This window comes from Spongiactinospora gelatinilytica (assembly GCF_003236385.1).
GTDB classification, from domain to species: Bacteria; Actinomycetota; Actinomycetes; order Streptosporangiales; family Streptosporangiaceae; genus Spongiactinospora; species Spongiactinospora gelatinilytica.
On record NZ_POUA01000200.1, the window covers coordinates 1 to 13,740 of the forward strand.

Below are 13,740 nucleotides of genomic sequence, written 5' to 3' on the forward strand. Positions count from 1 at the left end.
CCACCACCCCCACCGCCCCGACGGACTCCGCAGAACGCATCCTCGCCGAACGCTTCGCCGGCGGCGAAATGACCGACGACGAATACCTTCAGCGGGTGTCGGTCCTGAAAACCGGCTCCTCATGACCGGCCGACCGGCCGAGGCGGCGTGCGAGGGCGACGCGGTCGGCGGCCGGCGGTATCAGGTACGACACGGCATGGGTGCTTGGTGTGTGTCCGGGGTCACAGGGGGCACCAGCCGTGCAACCGGCCGAGCTGGTACAGCTCTCCCCGGAAGTGGAACCTGAGCCAGCGTGGGTGGCGCAGGCCGCCGGTGCCCTTCCAGCGGCGGTGGGCCGCGACGCTGCGGCCGAGGTCGGCGAGCGTCCTGCGGGAGATGTCGCGGGGGATGCCGTGCCGCTGGTGGTAGTCCAGGACGTACGGCAAGGCGGCGAGGTACACGAAGAGGTTGAAGAAGCGGCCGAGCGCTTCGGGCTCTCGCGGCGGCTCTGGTAGCTGGAACGGCTCGTCCAGCGCCCCGATCACATCGACCAGGGCCGGCAGGCGCTCCTCCAGCGACCGCAGCGCGGCCGGGTCCTTCAGGAGTACGCCCCGCAGCGCGACCAGCTCGTTGATGTCCTCGTGCGGCACCCCGAGGTCCAGCAGCACCTCGGGTAACTCGTCCGCCGTCGGCAACCCGCCCGTCCCGGAAGTGGCCACGGCGCCCAACCGTACGCCACCCCGGACACCCCTTCAAGAACTGCCGGCACGGATGATCAAGGGACCAGGCCGGGCGTGGACGCCACCTGATTCGCCATGACCTGGCCACCCCGCGCCCACGGCCGGGTCAGGATCGTAGGTCGGCGGTGAGTTCGGTGGCGGTGGCCAGGTCCGCGGTGGCGGCTTCGCGGTCGGCGGGGGAGAGGTCGAGGGCGGCGACCTCGGCGAGGACGGCGGCGGCGGCCTCGCGGTCGCCGGTGCGGATGTGGAGTTCGGCGAGGTAGACCAGGGCGGGGAGGCGTTGGACGGCGGGCGCGTCGGCGTGCCGGGCGAGGCCGTTCTCAAGGACGCGGATGCCCGCGGCCTCGTCGCCGTGCGAGTCGGCCTGCCGCGCGGCGGCGGCGACCGCGCGGGCCAGCCGGCCCTCGGAGGGGGCGGCCCCTTCGCTCTGGTCATGGCCGGTGATCCGGAGCCAGTTGCCGCCCGGATCGACGACGGTGAACCCGCGCGGCACGCCCTGCTTGACCCGGGGCCGGGTCATCCGCGGGATCCCGGAGACCGGCACCTTGCCGTACCGCTCGCGCAGCCCGGCCGCGAACGCGGTGTGCAGCGCGCCCGTGTCGGGGACGACAACGCCCACGTTGCCCAGGGACAGTTCCGGGTCGAACTCGGGGACGGAGAAGAAGTGCAGCTCGATGCCGCCCCTGCGGACGACGGCGTAGGGGTTGGGGCGCTGCTGGCGGTAGGTCGTCTCGAACCCGAGCGCGGTGTAGAACGGCAGGACGTCATCGAGGTCCCGGCACGGCAGGCAGGGGACGGTGTACTCGGTGCGCATAGAAACATCGTACGGTGTTCGTAGTATTTGACGGGAGGGGTTTCCCCGGATGGAGTACGCAGGACGCGGCGACCCGGCGCGCACGATGGCGCTCCTTTGGGACGGCGTGCCACCGGCCCCGCGGCGCGGGCCACGGCCCCGGCTCGACCTGGACCGGCTGGTGGACACCGCCATCGCCGAGGCGGACCGCACCGGCCCCGCGGCGCTGTCGATGCGGTCGCTCGCGCAGGCCCTCGGCATCGGCACCGCGTCGCTCTACACGTACGTCCCCGGCAAGGCGGAACTGCTGGAACTGATGGTCGATCGCGTCGTCGGCGCCCAGCCCCTCCCGCCCACCGGCGCGGGGTGGCGGGCGGGCCTGCACCACCTGGCCACCGAGGACCTGGCGGCCTTCCGCGCCCACCCGTGGCTGCTCCAGGTCGCGGCCTCCCGCACGGTGTTCGGGCCGCACGTCATCACCCGCTACGAGGCCGCGCTGTCGCTGCTCGACGGGTACGGCCTGCCCGCCATCGAGGTGACCGGCTGCGTCGCGGCGGTCGAGTCGTACGTCCGCGGCGCGGCCTCGGCGGTCGTCGAGGCCGAACAGGCCCCGGCCCGTACCGGCAGCACGGACCAGGAATGGTGGGAACGGCGTCTGCCCTACCTCACCGAACGGATGGACGGCCGCTTCCCCCGCCTCGACGCCCTGGAGCGGGCGGGCGGGTTCACCGTGTCGGACACCACCCTGCCGTACACCCTGCAACGCGCCCTCGACCGCTTCGCCTACGGCTTCGACCTCGTCCTGAACGCCATCGGCACCCGCATCGCCGCCTCCGGTTCACCCCCTTGACACCCCGCGCGGCCGCACCAGGAAAATCCCTATGGCCCGTGTGGCCCCTTGACGGTCCAGAGTGGTAATCGAGGGGGCATCTCCGTGCCTGCGGTCCCGGGGTGAATTCGGAGACGGCGATGTTCTGCCTCGACAATTCTCTCCAGCCCGATCCCGCCTACAGCAGCCCCTGACAGGACCCGCCCTCGTGTTCATCGCCATGCTCAGCTCGCAGGACCCGGGGTCGGTGGGAATGTGGCTGATCGTGTTCGGCTGGGGCGGTATCGTCTCGGCGATCCGCCTGGCGGTGGCGCTGGTGAGGGCGCTACGTGGCTAGGGAAGGCCGGTCGCGTGGCCGGCCTTCCCATGGCCAGGGCCGGGCTATTCGGCGCTTCCGTTGCCGGGATCCTCGGCACGGTATTGCAGCGCGTTGTTGAAGGCCGTGAACCCCTCGTCGCCCCCGGGGGGTCCGGTGTCGGAGAGGCGGGCCAGCAGGCCGCTGAAGTGCTCGCGGTGGGTCAGCCGGGTGCCGCCGTCCGGCAGCGCGTCGAGCACGAACTCGTGAACACCGGTGAAGATCGCCCTGGGCAGCCAGGTGGCGCCGGGGATCACCGCGGCCCAGGCCAGTCTGACCTCCGGGGTGGCCTCAAGGACGGGGGCGCGGAAGACGTGCGGCGGCCGGTCCGGCGGGCCCAGGGTGACCTTCAAGAAACCGCCGGTCCTGGCCTGCCCCTCGATCCGCTGGATGTAGGTGGCCCACTCCGGGTAGCGCGGGAAATCGGTGAGCACCGCCCACACCATTCGCCGGCTCGCCGCGATCTCCGTGCTGACCTCTACCGTGCGCATCGGCTTTCCCGTATCGCTTCCTCATGCTGACAGGGCCCGCCACTTTAGCGAGGGACGCAGTAATTCGGCAACGTTCGCCGGTAAACGCGGAAAAGTGCACCTGAAAAGAGCGAAGGCGGCGGCGTTTCCGCGATTTAGCCGCCCTGCTCGGCGTTTTCCGGAAAAGGGGGCGGCGCGCGACTCCGGCATGTTGCGAATCCCAGGACATATAGATGTTTGCCGTGCTTCTGCGAGGGGTATCGGCGGATGTGCCCCGCACACGCGAGAGTATGGTGAGGTGGTGGACAGCAAGGCCCCCTCCGTTCGCGCGAGCCGTCCTCCCGATCGCCCGCGCAGTCGTTCGCCCTGGATGCTCATCGTCCCCGCGCTGCTCGGGCTGGCCTTCCTGGTGCTCCCGCTGGCCGGTCTGCTGGCCCGCGCCCCCTGGTCCACGATGCCGCGCCGGTTGGCGCAGCCCGAGGTCCTGGAGGCGCTGCGCCTCTCGCTGCTCACCGCGACCGTCGCCACCGTGCTTTGCCTGCTGCTCGGCGTGCCGCTGGCCTGGCTGCTGGCCCGGGTCGCGTTCCCCGGCAGGCGGCTGGTGCGGGCGCTGGTCACCATCCCGCTGGTGCTGCCGCCGGTCGTGGGCGGCGTCGCGCTGCTGCTGGCGCTGGGCCGCCGGGGGCTGGCCGGGCAGTGGCCGGCCGAGACGTTCGGCGTCTCGCTGCCCTTCACCACGGCTGCCGTGGTCGTCGCCGAGGCGTTCGTGGCGATGCCTTTCCTGGTGATCAGCGTGGAGGGGGCGCTGCGCGGGGCCGACGACCGCTTCGAGGAGGCCGCGGCGACGCTCGGCGCCTCGCGCTGGACGATCTTCCGCAGGGTCACCGTCCCGCTGGTGCTGCCCGGCATCGTGGCGGGCGGAGTGCTGTGCTGGGCCCGGGCGCTGGGGGAGTTCGGGGCGACCATCACCTTCGCCGGAAACTTCCCGGGGGTCACGCGGACCATGCCGCTCGCCGTCTACCTCGCCATGGAGACCGATCCTGAGTCGGCCATCGTGCTCAGCCTGATCCTGCTCGTGGTCTCGGTCGCGATCCTCGCGGGGCTGCGCGACCGATGGGTGGCCGCCCCGTGACGCTGCACGCGCGCCTGATCGTCGAGCGCCCGCGCTTCCGGCTCGACATCGAACTGACCGTGGCGGCGGGGCAGGTCCTCGCACTGCTCGGGCCCAACGGCGCGGGCAAGACCACCGCGCTGCGCGCGATGGCCGGGCTCACCCCGCTCACCGACGGCCGCATCTACCTGGACGGCGGGCCGCTGCACACGATGCCGGTCGAGGAGCGCCCGATCGGCGTGGTGTTCCAGGACTACCTGCTGTTCCCGCATCTTTCCGCGCTCGACAACGTCGCCTTCGGCCCGCGCTGCCAGGGGGCGGCCAAGGCCGCGGCCCGCCGTACGGCCGGCGAGTGGCTGGAGCGGGTCGGCCTGGCCGAGCACGCCGCCGCCCGGCCCCGGCAGCTCTCCGGCGGGCAGGCCCAGCGGGTCGCGCTGGCCCGCGCGCTCGCCGTACACCCGAGGCTGCTGTTGCTCGACGAGCCGCTGGCCGCGCTCGACGCGCACACCCGGCTGTCGGTGCGCTCGCAGTTGCGCCGCCACCTGTCCGACTTCGACGGGGCCACCGTGCTGGTCACCCACGACCCGCTGGAGGCGATGGTGCTCGCCGACCGGCTCGTGGTGATCGAGGACGGCACGGTCGCCCAGGAGGGCACCCCCGGCCAGGTCGCCAGGCGGCCGCGTACCGACTACGTGGCCAGGCTGGTCGGCCTCAACCTGTACCGGGGCACCGCCGACGGCGACGGGGTCACGGTGGACGGCGTGGAGTTCAGCGTGGCCGAGCACCTGCGGGGGCAGGTGTTCGTGGCGTTCCCGCCGTCGGCCGTCGCCCTGTACCGGACCCGCCCCGACGGCACCCCGCGCAACCTGTGGCGGGCCCGCATCGAGGGCATGGAACGGCACGGCGACAACGTGCGCGTCCATCTCGGCGGGCCGATCGCGGCGGGCGCGGACATCACGCCCGCCGCAGTGGCCGACCTCGGGCTGTCCCCCGGCCAGGACGTCTGGGCGGGGGTCAAGGCCACCGAGACGCACGCCTACCCGGCGTGAGGCCGGTTAGGTGATCCGCTGGGCCTTGCCGAGCAGCCGCTGGGCGACCACCACCAGCGCCAGGAACACCCGCTGACCACCTGCTGGATGGACGAGGTCAGGTTGCCCACCTGGTTGATCATGCTCTGGATGACGCCGAGCAGCAGTACGCCAGCTCGGCCCCGGTCGGGCCGCTGACCCGGCCGACCACCCGGCGTCCGGCGCGGGCGGTGACCACGGCGGTGGCGCCCGGCGTGCCGTCGACGGTGACCTTCAGCGCCTGCCCGGGCACGTCCGGCACGGTCGCCGGCGACTCCACGCGGGTGCGCGGGACCGGCTCCATCCAGACCGGCTGCCAGATGCCGGAGGCCGGCGTGTACATGATCCCGCCGGGGTTCAGCCGCTGCTTGCCGAGCGGCTGGCGGCCCTGGTCGGTCGGGTCGTACACGGCCACGACCAGCTCCTGCGCGCCGTGCCGGCGCAGCGCGTCGGTGACGTCCACGGTGAAGCGGTCATAGCCGCCCTTGTGCGTGCCGACCTGCTTTCCGTTGACGTAGACGATGGACTCCCAGTCCACGGCGTCCAGGTGGAGCAGCAGCCGGTCGCCGCTCTTGCCGCGCACCTTCCAGTCGCGCGGGACGGTGAACGTGCGCCGGTAGAACATCCGCTCCTCGTGCCGTTGCAGCCCGGACAGCAGCGACTCGACCGGATAGGGCACGACGATCCGTTCGGCCAGGTCCCGCCCGAACGGCGGGGCCTCGCCCGGCCCGGCGGCGGCGAACTGCCACACGCCGTTCAGGCTCCGCCAGGAGCTCCTGGCCAGCTGCGGCCGGGGGTACTCCGGCAGCGGGTCGTACCTGTCCACGTCCTTGGCCCAGCGGGTCCGGATGGTGTGGTCGGACCCGTTGACCACGGCCGCCAGGTCGTACTTCGGCAGGGGGTCTCCACCGGCCAGCGTGATGCCGCCCCGGCCGTCGTAGGAGGCCCGCACGTTGTCGCCGGCCTGCTTGGGCACGGCGTGCGCGAGCGTCAGCTCCACCACCGAGGGATCGCCCCGCCGCAGCCGCGCGGACCGCGCCGGCCACGCCGTGCCCGAGACCATCACCACCAGCTTGTCGTGCGCGCCGGCGGGCAGCGCGGCCAGGTCCTCGGCGAAGTCCAGCGTGACGGACGTGCCGGACGCGCCGACCGCCGCCGACTCGGGCCCCGGCGGGTCGTGGCCCTCGGGCAGGAACAGCGCCCCGACCGGCACGATCTCCTTGGCCTGGCTCGGGCTCTGCCAGCGCAGCCGCAGGTTGGCGCCGCCGTAGTGCTCGAAGTACTCGATCTTGATGTCGTACTTCCGCCCGGCTTGCAGCGCGATCGGGACGCCGACCTGCTCGCGGTCCCAGTCGTCCACCCAGTGGTCGATGACCGGCCTGCCGTCGATCCACAGCCGGTAGCCGTTGTCGCCGACCATCGAGAACGTGTAGGTCTCGCTGTACTTCGGCGCGATCCGGCCGGTCCAGCGCACGGTGACGTCGTCCTCGCGCCCGGTCAGGAGCTTGAACACCGGGTTGAGGTCGGCCGGCTCGATCGCCGGGTCGACGATGGTCGCCTTGTGCTCGGCGAAGTCGAACCGGCCCGCGCCGGAGCTGAGGTAGTAGTCGCCGCGCAGGCCGTTGCGCTCGGCCGCGTCGGCTCGGTCGGCTCGGTCGGACGAGGCGGTGGGCACGGACTGCCAGGCGAAGGCGAGGAGGAGGGCGAGGAGCACTGACGAGGTTCGTCGCAACGCGGTCATACGTGGGGGCCTTTCGTGCGAATCCGAACAACTCCGGACGCGTATGGGTAGCAAAGAAGCAGTCGGATGACCAAAGCGTCAGTAGATCCGATCAGATTCGTTCTATTCCGATCACGAGATCGATCGCCGGATGGCGGCGGGGAGCGTCGCCGGACGGCTCGCGACCTGCGGCCGGGCCGACTATGATCGGATCCGACCGAGGACGACGAGCGGATCAATGACGGGCGGGCAGACCGTGGGCGAGACCCAGGCGCCGGGCGCCGGCCGCCGGCCGGTGTTCGCCGCCGAGCGCCGCCAGCGCATCATCGAGCTGCTGCGGGTCAACGGCGCGGTGTCGCTGCGCGAGCTGGCCCAGGCCGTGCGCTCCTCGGAGGTCACCGTCCGCCGCGACCTGCGCGCGCTGGAGGCCGAAGGGCTGATCAACCGCCACCACGGCGGCGCGACGCTGCCGGGCGAGCTGTCCCGCGAGCCCACCTACGCACAGAAGGCGCAGGTCGCCGCGGCCGAGAAGGCCGCCATCGCCGACCTGGCCGCCTCTCTGGTCGAAGACGGCGACGCCATCGTGGTCGGCCCCGGCACCACCACCCAGGAGTTCGCCAGGCGGCTCGCCCGGCACACCGAGCTGGCCGTGGTCACCAACTCGCTGCTGGTCGCCCAAGCGCTGGCCGGGTCGCCGCGCATCGAGGTGGTGCTCACCGGCGGCACGCTGCGCGGCTCCATCCACGCCCTGGTCGGCAGCGCCGCGGAGCGGTCCCTGGCCGGGCTGCGGGTGCGCCGGGCGTTCGTCTCCGGCAACGGCCTGACCGCCGAGCGCGGCCTGTCCACCCCCAACACGCAGGTCGCGGGGGTCGATCGGGCGCTGGCCGGGGCGGCGGAGGAGGTCGTGGTGCTGGCCGACCACACCAAGATCGGCGTGGACACCATGGTGCAGACGATCGCCGTCGAGCGGTTCGACCACCTGGTCACCGACGCCGGCGCCCCCGGCGACGTGCTGGACGAGTTGAGCGGCAGAGGCGTGCGGCTGCACGTGGCCCGCGTCTGACCCTCGGAACACCTGATCATATGTGATCGACCGTGACAGGATCATGGCCCTTCCGTTACGGGATCGTTTTCTGCCCGGATCAGCATCGATCCCAGCGAGGCAGGGAAAGAGCGATGAGCAGTACGGTTCTCCAAGCCGCCGGGGTGCTGAAGACGTTCTCGGGCGTCCGCGCCCTTGACCACGTCTCCTTCGCGGTCGGCCCGGGCGAGGTGCACGCGCTCGTGGGCGGTAACGGCGCGGGCAAGTCCACGCTGGTCAAGGTGCTCTCCGGGGTCTACCAGCCAGACCGTGGCGAGTTGCGCATGCGCGGCGAGCGGGTGCGGTTCGGCTCGCCCGCCGAGGCCAGGCGGGCCGGCATCGCCACCATCCACCAGGAGGGCAACCTCGTCCCGCTTATGAGCGTGGCCCGCAACCTGTTCCTCGGGCGCGAGCCGCGCGGCCGGTTCGGCCTGATCGATTTCGCCCGGATGCACGCCGAGGCCGACCAGATCGTCCGGTCGTACGGCATGCCGCTGGACGTCCGCCGCCCGCTCGGCTCGCTCTCGCCGGGCACCCGGCAACTGGTCGCGATGGCCAGGGCCGCCTGGGCCGACGCCCGCGTGGTGATCATGGACGAGCCGACCTCGGCCCTCGAACCGGGGGAGATGGAGACGCTGTTCCGGGCCATCGCCCGGCTGCGCGCCCAGGACCGGTCGATCATCTACGTCAGCCGCCGGCTGGAGGAGCTGTACCGGGTCTGCGACACGGTGACCGTGCTGCGCGACGGCAAGGTCGTCCACACCGGCGGGCTCGCCGGGCTGGACCGGGTCCGGCTGGTCTCGCTGATGCTCGGCCGCCCCCTCCAGGGGCACCGCTCGCCCCCTGAGGAGCCCGCCCCTGCGGATCGGCCCGCCGACCTGCCCATCCTGGAAGCGACCGGGCTGACCAGGAAGAACGTACTGTCGGATGTCTCCATCGCGATGCGCGAGGGGGAGGTGCTGGGCCTCGGCGGGCTGCTCGGGGCCGGGCGCAGCGAGACGGCCAGGGCCATCGCCGGGGCCATGCCGGTGGACGCCGGGCAGGTGACGGTGGCGGGCGCGCCGCTGCGCAAGTGGTCGATCAAGGGCGCGATTCGCGCCGGCGTCGGGCTCGTCCCGGAGAACCGCGTCTCCGAAGGCATCGTCCCGACCCTGTCGGTCCGCGACAACATCGCCCTGGCCGCGCTGCCCCGGCTGTCGCGCGCCGGGATCGTGTCCGACGCCCAGGTGGACCGCATCGTCGCGACCTTCATGCGGCGGCTCGGCATCAAGGCGGTCTCCCCGCGCCAGCGGGCGCGGGAGCTGTCCGGCGGCAACCAGCAGAAGGTGATGCTGGCCCGCTGGCTGGCGATGAACCCCAAGATCCTGCTGCTGGACGAGCCCACCAGGGGCGTGGACGTCGAGGCCCGCGCGGAGATGCGGGCGCTCATCGACGACCTCGCGGTGGACGGCCTCGCCGTCCTGCTCATCTCCTCCGACCTCGCCGAACTGGTGGAGAACTGCGACCGGGTCGTGGTGCTGCACGACGGCGCGATCACCGGCGAACTGATCGGCCCCGAGGTCACCGAGGACGGCATCATGGCGGCCATGGCCGCCACGCCCGCCGCCCTGGGCCCGGATGCCTGATCTGGGCTCCGCCGGGCATGGTGATCGACGGCGGCGACGACCAGGGCCCCTGCGGCCCGACGCCCGCCCCCGGCCTGGCCTGCTTCTGACCGGGTGAGAACCGGTCAGCTCAGGCAGAACTCGTTGCCCTCCGGGTCGAGCATGGTGACCGCGTAGTAGTCGGGGAGGCCGCCGCTGGGGACCGCCCGGACCAGGGTCGCGCCGAGGCCGACCAGGCGCTCGGCCTCGGCGTCGATCTGCCGCCTGCGGACCTCCACCGGCACGGCGCGGCCCTCGGTGACCTGGATGTCGAGGTGCAGGCGGTTCTTCACGACCTTGCCCTCGGGGACCCGCTGGAACCAGATGCCCGGACCCACGCCGCCGGGATCGATCACCGAGTCGTAGCCGTCGGGGATCTCCTCCTGGAGCCCTCGGTCGGCCCAGTAGGCGGCCCAGGTGGCGAAGCCGTGGGGCGGCTCCTCCAGCCGGTAGTGCAGGGCCTCGGCCCAGAAGCGGGCCAGCCGGTCGGAGTCGGTGCAGTCGAAGGTGACCTGTAATTTCCGTGCCATGCCGCAGATTCTGCCGCATGGCACCGGCGATTTCGGGCCGTCAGTCGCGGTCCTTGCCCGCGACCCGCTTGAGGATGCGCTCCAGGGCGGTGCCGAACGGGTTCTCCTGGACCATGTATGTCCAGGTGGCGGTGGGGCGCTTGATGTCGGCGGCGGCCAGGTCCAGGCCGTCGGCGGTGACCGGGGCGGTCTCGAACGCCTCCACCGAGGACTCCTCGACCTCGGCCAGCAGCCGCTGGTAGCCGGCGACCGCCTCACGGTGGAACTCGTCGAGCGGGTTCATCCGGCCGAGCACGCGCAGGTGGATGCCCTCGCGTACCTCGGTGAGGAAGGCCATGTGGCGGGTCCAGCCGGCGTCGAGATGGAACAGCACGATCTGCCTGGCCGCCTCGCGCAGCACGTCCTCGCCCACGGATTCGAGCAGCTCGGCCCACCGCTCCGGCCGGGCCTCGGCCAGCGCGTCGGCCGCGCTGTCGCCGTGCAGGATCTTGTCGCGGTGCTCGAGGACCAGCGACCGCTGGTGTTCCAGCAGCCGGGTGTAGCGCCAGGTGTTGCGGTGGATCTCCAGGTTGGCGCCCTCGGCGACGCGCTGGGCGTGGCCGACGATGTGGTCGCCGCGGCGGTGCCGTACCACGCCGTCCTTGTCGGCGGCGGGCGGGCGCTCGTCGGGGGCGAACCTGGTGATCAGCTCGTCTTCCAGGCTGACGTAGAAGACCGAGCCGCCGGGGTCGCCCTGGCGTCCGGCCCGGCCGCGGAGCTGGTCGTCCAGGCGGGTGCTGGTGTGCCGGCCGGAGCCGATCACGTACAGGCCGCCCAGCTCGGCCACGTCCTCGCCGAGCCGGATGTCGGTGCCGCGCCCGGCCATCTGGGTCGAGACGGTGATCGCGCCGCGCTCGCCCGCCTTGGCGATGATCGACGCCTCCTCGGCGTCGTTCTTGGCGTTGAGCACCACGCAGTCGATGCCGCGCCCGCGCAGGGTGAGCGCCAGGCGCTCGGACTCGGCCACGTCGAGGGTGCCGATCAGGATCGGCCGCCCGGTGGCGTGCACTTCGACGATCTTGTGGGCCAGCGCCATGTCCCGGTCGGTCACCGTGGCGTACAGGACGTCGGGCTCGTCCACCCGGACGCACGGCTTGTTCGGCTGGATCGCGGCGACCTGGAGGTCGTAGAACTCGGTGAGCTGTTCGCCGACCGCCACCGCCGTGCCCGTCATTCCGCATTTTTCGGGGTAGCGGGTGATGAGTCCCTGGATGGTGATCGAGTCCAGGATCTCGCCGGTCTCGCTGGCCGGCAGTGCCTCCTTGGCCTCCACCGCGGCCTGTAGCCCGTCCGGCCAGCGCTGGAGCAGCGCGACCCGGCCCCGCGAGGGGTTGATGAGCTGGACCCTGCCGTCCCTGACGATGTAGTCGATGTCGCGGGTCAGCAGCGCGTGCGCGTGCAGGGCGAGATTGACCTCGGTCACCTTGTCGGGCGTGTCGTAGAGGTTGACGCCCTCGCCCAAGGTCTCGCCAAGAGTCTCCTCGACCGCGTCCGTGCCGAGCGCGGTGAGGAAGACGTTGCGGCCCTGCTCGTCGATCTCGTAGTGGTAGCCCCGGACGAGCTGCCTGACCAGCGCGGCCATCGACGGCACGCTGGTGCCCGGGTCGGCGGCACCGGCCAGCACCAGCGGCACCCTGGCCTCGTCCACGAGCACCGAGTCGGCCTCGTCGATCAGCGCCACGTTGGGCTCGGGCACGATCTGGTCGGCGGCGGAGGTGACCATCCGGTCGCGTAGCACGTCGAAGCCGATCTCGCTGACCGAGCCGTAGGTGACGTTCTTGGCGTACGCCTCCCTGCGCTCCTCACGCGTGGACCCCTGGCCGATCCAGCCGACGCTGACGCCGAGCGCCGTATAGAGCGGGCCCATCCACTCGGCGTCGCGCCTGGCCAGGTAGTCGTTGACGGAGATGACGTGGACGCGCTTGCCCTGCAGGGCGTAGCCGGCGGCGGCCATCGCGCCGGAGAGGGTCTTGCCCTCGCCGGTCGCCATCTCGGCCACGTGCCCGGCCAGCAGCGCGAGCGTGCCGACGAGCTGCACGTCGTAGGGGCGCAGGCCGAGGGTGCGGTCGGCGGCCTCCCTGGCGATCGCGCAGAACTCCGCGAGATCGTCCATCGCGGGGGTGGGCAGCTCGTCGAGCGCCGCGATGCCCTCCGCGCGTTCGCCCGCCTTGGCGACCACACGCTCGAACGGGGTGAGGTCCAGCGAACCTGGACGCTGCAGGAGCTTGCGGAACATCTGCGCTAAAGAGGCCACGAACCCTCCAACGAGCCGTTCGAGGGACACGTTCCCCGAGGCTCCTAGTATGCATCGCCGCCGCAGGCGTGCGCCTGCCTCACCCCATTGTGATCAGTGCGGTTCGCGCAGCGCCAGCGTCAGCACCGCGAGCAGCAGTACCGCCGCGCCGGCGGCCGAGTACGGGGTCAGCGTCTCGCCCAGCAGGAAGACCCCAATCAGCGTCGCGCCCAGCGGCTCGACCAGCACGATCACCGACGAGGTGGTGGCCGGTACGGCGCGCAGCCCCGCGAAGAACAGACCGTACGCGAGCGCTGTCGGCACCGCCCCTAGGTAGGCCAGCAGCGCCGCGGCGGCGACCGGATGCCCGCCGGACGGCAGTACCCCGGCGGCCAGCGCCGCGGGCAGCAGGAAGATCCCGCCGACGACCAGCGAGCCGAGCGCCGTGCCGTACGGGTCGGCGCTGCCCGCGCGGTTGACCAGCGTCACGCTCGCGTACGTCACCGCCGACAGCATCGCCCAGCCCAGCCCGCGCGGGGAGAACTCCGCCGAGCCGCCGGGCAGGCTCAGCAAAACCAGCCCGGCCGGCGCCGCGGCGACCGAGCCGAGCCTGGCCGCGCCGAGCCGTTCGCCGAGGACGAACCGCGCGCCCGCGGCGACGAGCACCGGCGCCGCGCCCAGCGTGACCACCGTGGCCACGGCGAGACCGGATTCGCCGACCGCGGCGAAGTAGGACGTCTGCGACACCGCCATGCAGACGCCGGTGACCGCCATCCGCCCGCGCCCCGCGGGGACGCCCGTACGGGCGAGCAGGACGCCCGCCACGGCCAGCAGCGCGGCGCCGATGGCGAACCGCCAGAACGAGACGGCGACCGGCCCGAGGCCGCCGAGCCGGTAGATGAGGGCCGCTGCGGCACCACCGGTGCCCCAGGCGGTGGCCGCGACGGACACGTACAGCAAACCTCGCCGCACGGAGACATGCGTCATCGAGAACTCTCCGGAAGGGAGTGGCCGAAAGGGGACCCGAATGCGGGCAGCGACCACTCGCCGGGTCACCCGGACCCGGCTACGCGCGTGAGACCGGCCCGCTTAGCGGGCGGCGGGGGGAGACATGATCGAACGCATGATGGCCCCACCCTACCGGCCGCCC

General features: G+C 72.4%; 14 protein-coding genes. 7 read left to right on the forward strand and 7 right to left on the reverse strand.

Annotated features, from left to right (window positions below):
• Positions 1 to 38: 38 nt before the first annotated feature.
• Positions 39 to 125 (forward strand): SHOCT domain-containing protein, encoded by an 87-nt coding sequence (locus C1I98_RS45770; protein WP_368773538.1) that lies wholly within the window; start codon positions 39 to 41, stop codon positions 123 to 125.
• Positions 126 to 221: 96 nt separating this feature from the next.
• On the opposite strand, the gene C1I98_RS23225 is transcribed toward C1I98_RS45770, so the two are convergent.
• Positions 222 to 698 (reverse strand): acyltransferase domain-containing protein, encoded by a 477-nt coding sequence (locus tag C1I98_RS23225; RefSeq protein WP_146607581.1) that lies wholly within the window; start codon positions 696 to 698, stop codon positions 222 to 224.
• Positions 699 to 825: 127 nt separating this feature from the next.
• A complete protein-coding gene (locus C1I98_RS23230) occupies positions 826 to 1,533 on the reverse strand; it encodes a bleomycin resistance protein (protein ID WP_111169549.1) in 708 nt (235 codons plus the stop codon).
• A gap of 49 nt (positions 1,534 to 1,582) precedes the next feature.
• On the opposite strand from C1I98_RS23230, the gene C1I98_RS23235 reads away from it, so the two are divergent.
• Both C1I98_RS23235 and C1I98_RS45095 read left to right on the forward strand, forming a co-directional pair.
• A complete protein-coding gene (locus C1I98_RS23235) occupies positions 1,583 to 2,362 on the forward strand; it encodes a TetR/AcrR family transcriptional regulator (RefSeq protein ID WP_111169550.1) in 780 nt (259 codons plus the stop codon).
• Positions 2,363 to 2,549: 187 nt separating this feature from the next.
• Positions 2,550 to 2,678: a hypothetical protein gene (locus C1I98_RS45095; RefSeq protein WP_267898067.1), complete on the forward strand. Its 129-nt coding sequence runs from the start codon at positions 2,550 to 2,552 to the stop codon at positions 2,676 to 2,678.
• A gap of 44 nt (positions 2,679 to 2,722) precedes the next feature.
• Here the strand turns inward: C1I98_RS45095 and C1I98_RS23240 are convergent, their stop codons facing one another.
• Positions 2,723 to 3,187, reverse strand: coding sequence for an SRPBCC domain-containing protein (locus C1I98_RS23240; RefSeq protein WP_111169551.1), 465 nt, complete (start codon positions 3,185 to 3,187; stop codon positions 2,723 to 2,725).
• A gap of 349 nt (positions 3,188 to 3,536) precedes the next feature.
• On the opposite strand from C1I98_RS23240, the gene C1I98_RS23245 reads away from it, so the two are divergent.
• Both C1I98_RS23245 and C1I98_RS23250 read left to right on the forward strand, forming a co-directional pair.
• A complete protein-coding gene (locus C1I98_RS23245; RefSeq protein WP_111169552.1) occupies positions 3,537 to 4,298 on the forward strand; it encodes an ABC transporter permease in 762 nt (253 codons plus the stop codon).
• Positions 4,295 to 5,326, forward strand: a complete 1,032-nt coding sequence (locus tag C1I98_RS23250) for an ABC transporter ATP-binding protein (protein ID WP_438672104.1) — start codon at positions 4,295 to 4,297, stop codon at positions 5,324 to 5,326. The genes C1I98_RS23245 and C1I98_RS23250 overlap by 4 nt, the downstream gene beginning before the upstream one ends.
• Positions 5,327 to 5,444: 118 nt before the next feature.
• Here C1I98_RS23250 and C1I98_RS23260 read toward each other — a convergent pair whose 3' ends face one another.
• On the reverse strand, positions 5,445 to 7,085 hold the full coding sequence (locus C1I98_RS23260; protein ID WP_111169554.1) for a PA14 domain-containing protein: 1,641 nt from the start codon (positions 7,083 to 7,085) through the stop codon (positions 5,445 to 5,447).
• Between the two features lie 217 nt (positions 7,086 to 7,302).
• On the opposite strand from C1I98_RS23260, the gene C1I98_RS23265 reads away from it, so the two are divergent.
• Both C1I98_RS23265 and C1I98_RS23270 read left to right on the forward strand, forming a co-directional pair.
• Positions 7,303 to 8,127, forward strand: coding sequence for a DeoR/GlpR family DNA-binding transcription regulator (locus tag C1I98_RS23265; protein WP_111169555.1), 825 nt, complete (start codon positions 7,303 to 7,305; stop codon positions 8,125 to 8,127).
• Positions 8,128 to 8,240: 113 nt separating this feature from the next.
• A complete protein-coding gene (locus tag C1I98_RS23270) occupies positions 8,241 to 9,770 on the forward strand; it encodes a sugar ABC transporter ATP-binding protein (RefSeq protein WP_111169556.1) in 1,530 nt (509 codons plus the stop codon).
• A gap of 104 nt (positions 9,771 to 9,874) precedes the next feature.
• Here the strand turns inward: C1I98_RS23270 and C1I98_RS23275 are convergent, their stop codons facing one another.
• From C1I98_RS23275 to C1I98_RS23285, 3 genes are all read right to left on the reverse strand, one after another.
• Positions 9,875 to 10,318: a VOC family protein gene (locus tag C1I98_RS23275; RefSeq protein ID WP_111169557.1), complete on the reverse strand. Its 444-nt coding sequence runs from the start codon at positions 10,316 to 10,318 to the stop codon at positions 9,875 to 9,877.
• 40 nt (positions 10,319 to 10,358) lie between these two features.
• Complete coding sequence (gene secA2, locus C1I98_RS23280) at positions 10,359 to 12,593, reverse strand: accessory Sec system translocase SecA2 (protein WP_111169558.1); 2,235 nt, start codon at positions 12,591 to 12,593, stop codon at positions 10,359 to 10,361.
• A 111-nt stretch (positions 12,594 to 12,704) separates the two neighbouring features.
• The gene (locus C1I98_RS23285; protein WP_111169559.1) at positions 12,705 to 13,577 is read right to left on the reverse strand and encodes a DMT family transporter; all 873 of its coding nucleotides are present in this window, start codon (positions 13,575 to 13,577) and stop codon (positions 12,705 to 12,707) included.
• Positions 13,578 to 13,740: the final 163 nt, after the last annotated feature.

Bases quoted from the DNA above. Each gene is read 5' to 3' on its own strand.
- C1I98_RS23265 (WP_111169555.1), top strand. From the start codon at position 7,303: ATGACGGGCGGGCAGACCGTGGGCGAGACCCAGGCGCCGGGCGCCGGC.
- C1I98_RS23260 (WP_111169554.1), bottom strand. From the start codon at position 7,085: ATGACCGCGTTGCGACGAACCTCGTCAGTGCTCCTCGCCCTCCTCCTC.
- C1I98_RS23235 (WP_111169550.1), top strand. From the start codon at position 1,583: ATGGAGTACGCAGGACGCGGCGACCCGGCGCGCACGATGGCGCTCCTT.
- C1I98_RS23240 (WP_111169551.1), bottom strand. From the start codon at position 3,187: ATGCGCACGGTAGAGGTCAGCACGGAGATCGCGGCGAGCCGGCGAATG.
- C1I98_RS23275 (WP_111169557.1), bottom strand. From the start codon at position 10,318: ATGGCACGGAAATTACAGGTCACCTTCGACTGCACCGACTCCGACCGG.
- C1I98_RS23230 (WP_111169549.1), bottom strand. From the start codon at position 1,533: ATGCGCACCGAGTACACCGTCCCCTGCCTGCCGTGCCGGGACCTCGAT.
- C1I98_RS23245 (WP_111169552.1), top strand. From the start codon at position 3,537: ATGCTCATCGTCCCCGCGCTGCTCGGGCTGGCCTTCCTGGTGCTCCCG.
- C1I98_RS23270 (WP_111169556.1), top strand. From the start codon at position 8,241: ATGAGCAGTACGGTTCTCCAAGCCGCCGGGGTGCTGAAGACGTTCTCG.
- C1I98_RS23285 (WP_111169559.1), bottom strand. From the start codon at position 13,577: ATGACGCATGTCTCCGTGCGGCGAGGTTTGCTGTACGTGTCCGTCGCG.
- secA2 (WP_111169558.1), bottom strand. From the start codon at position 12,593: ATGTTCCGCAAGCTCCTGCAGCGTCCAGGTTCGCTGGACCTCACCCCG.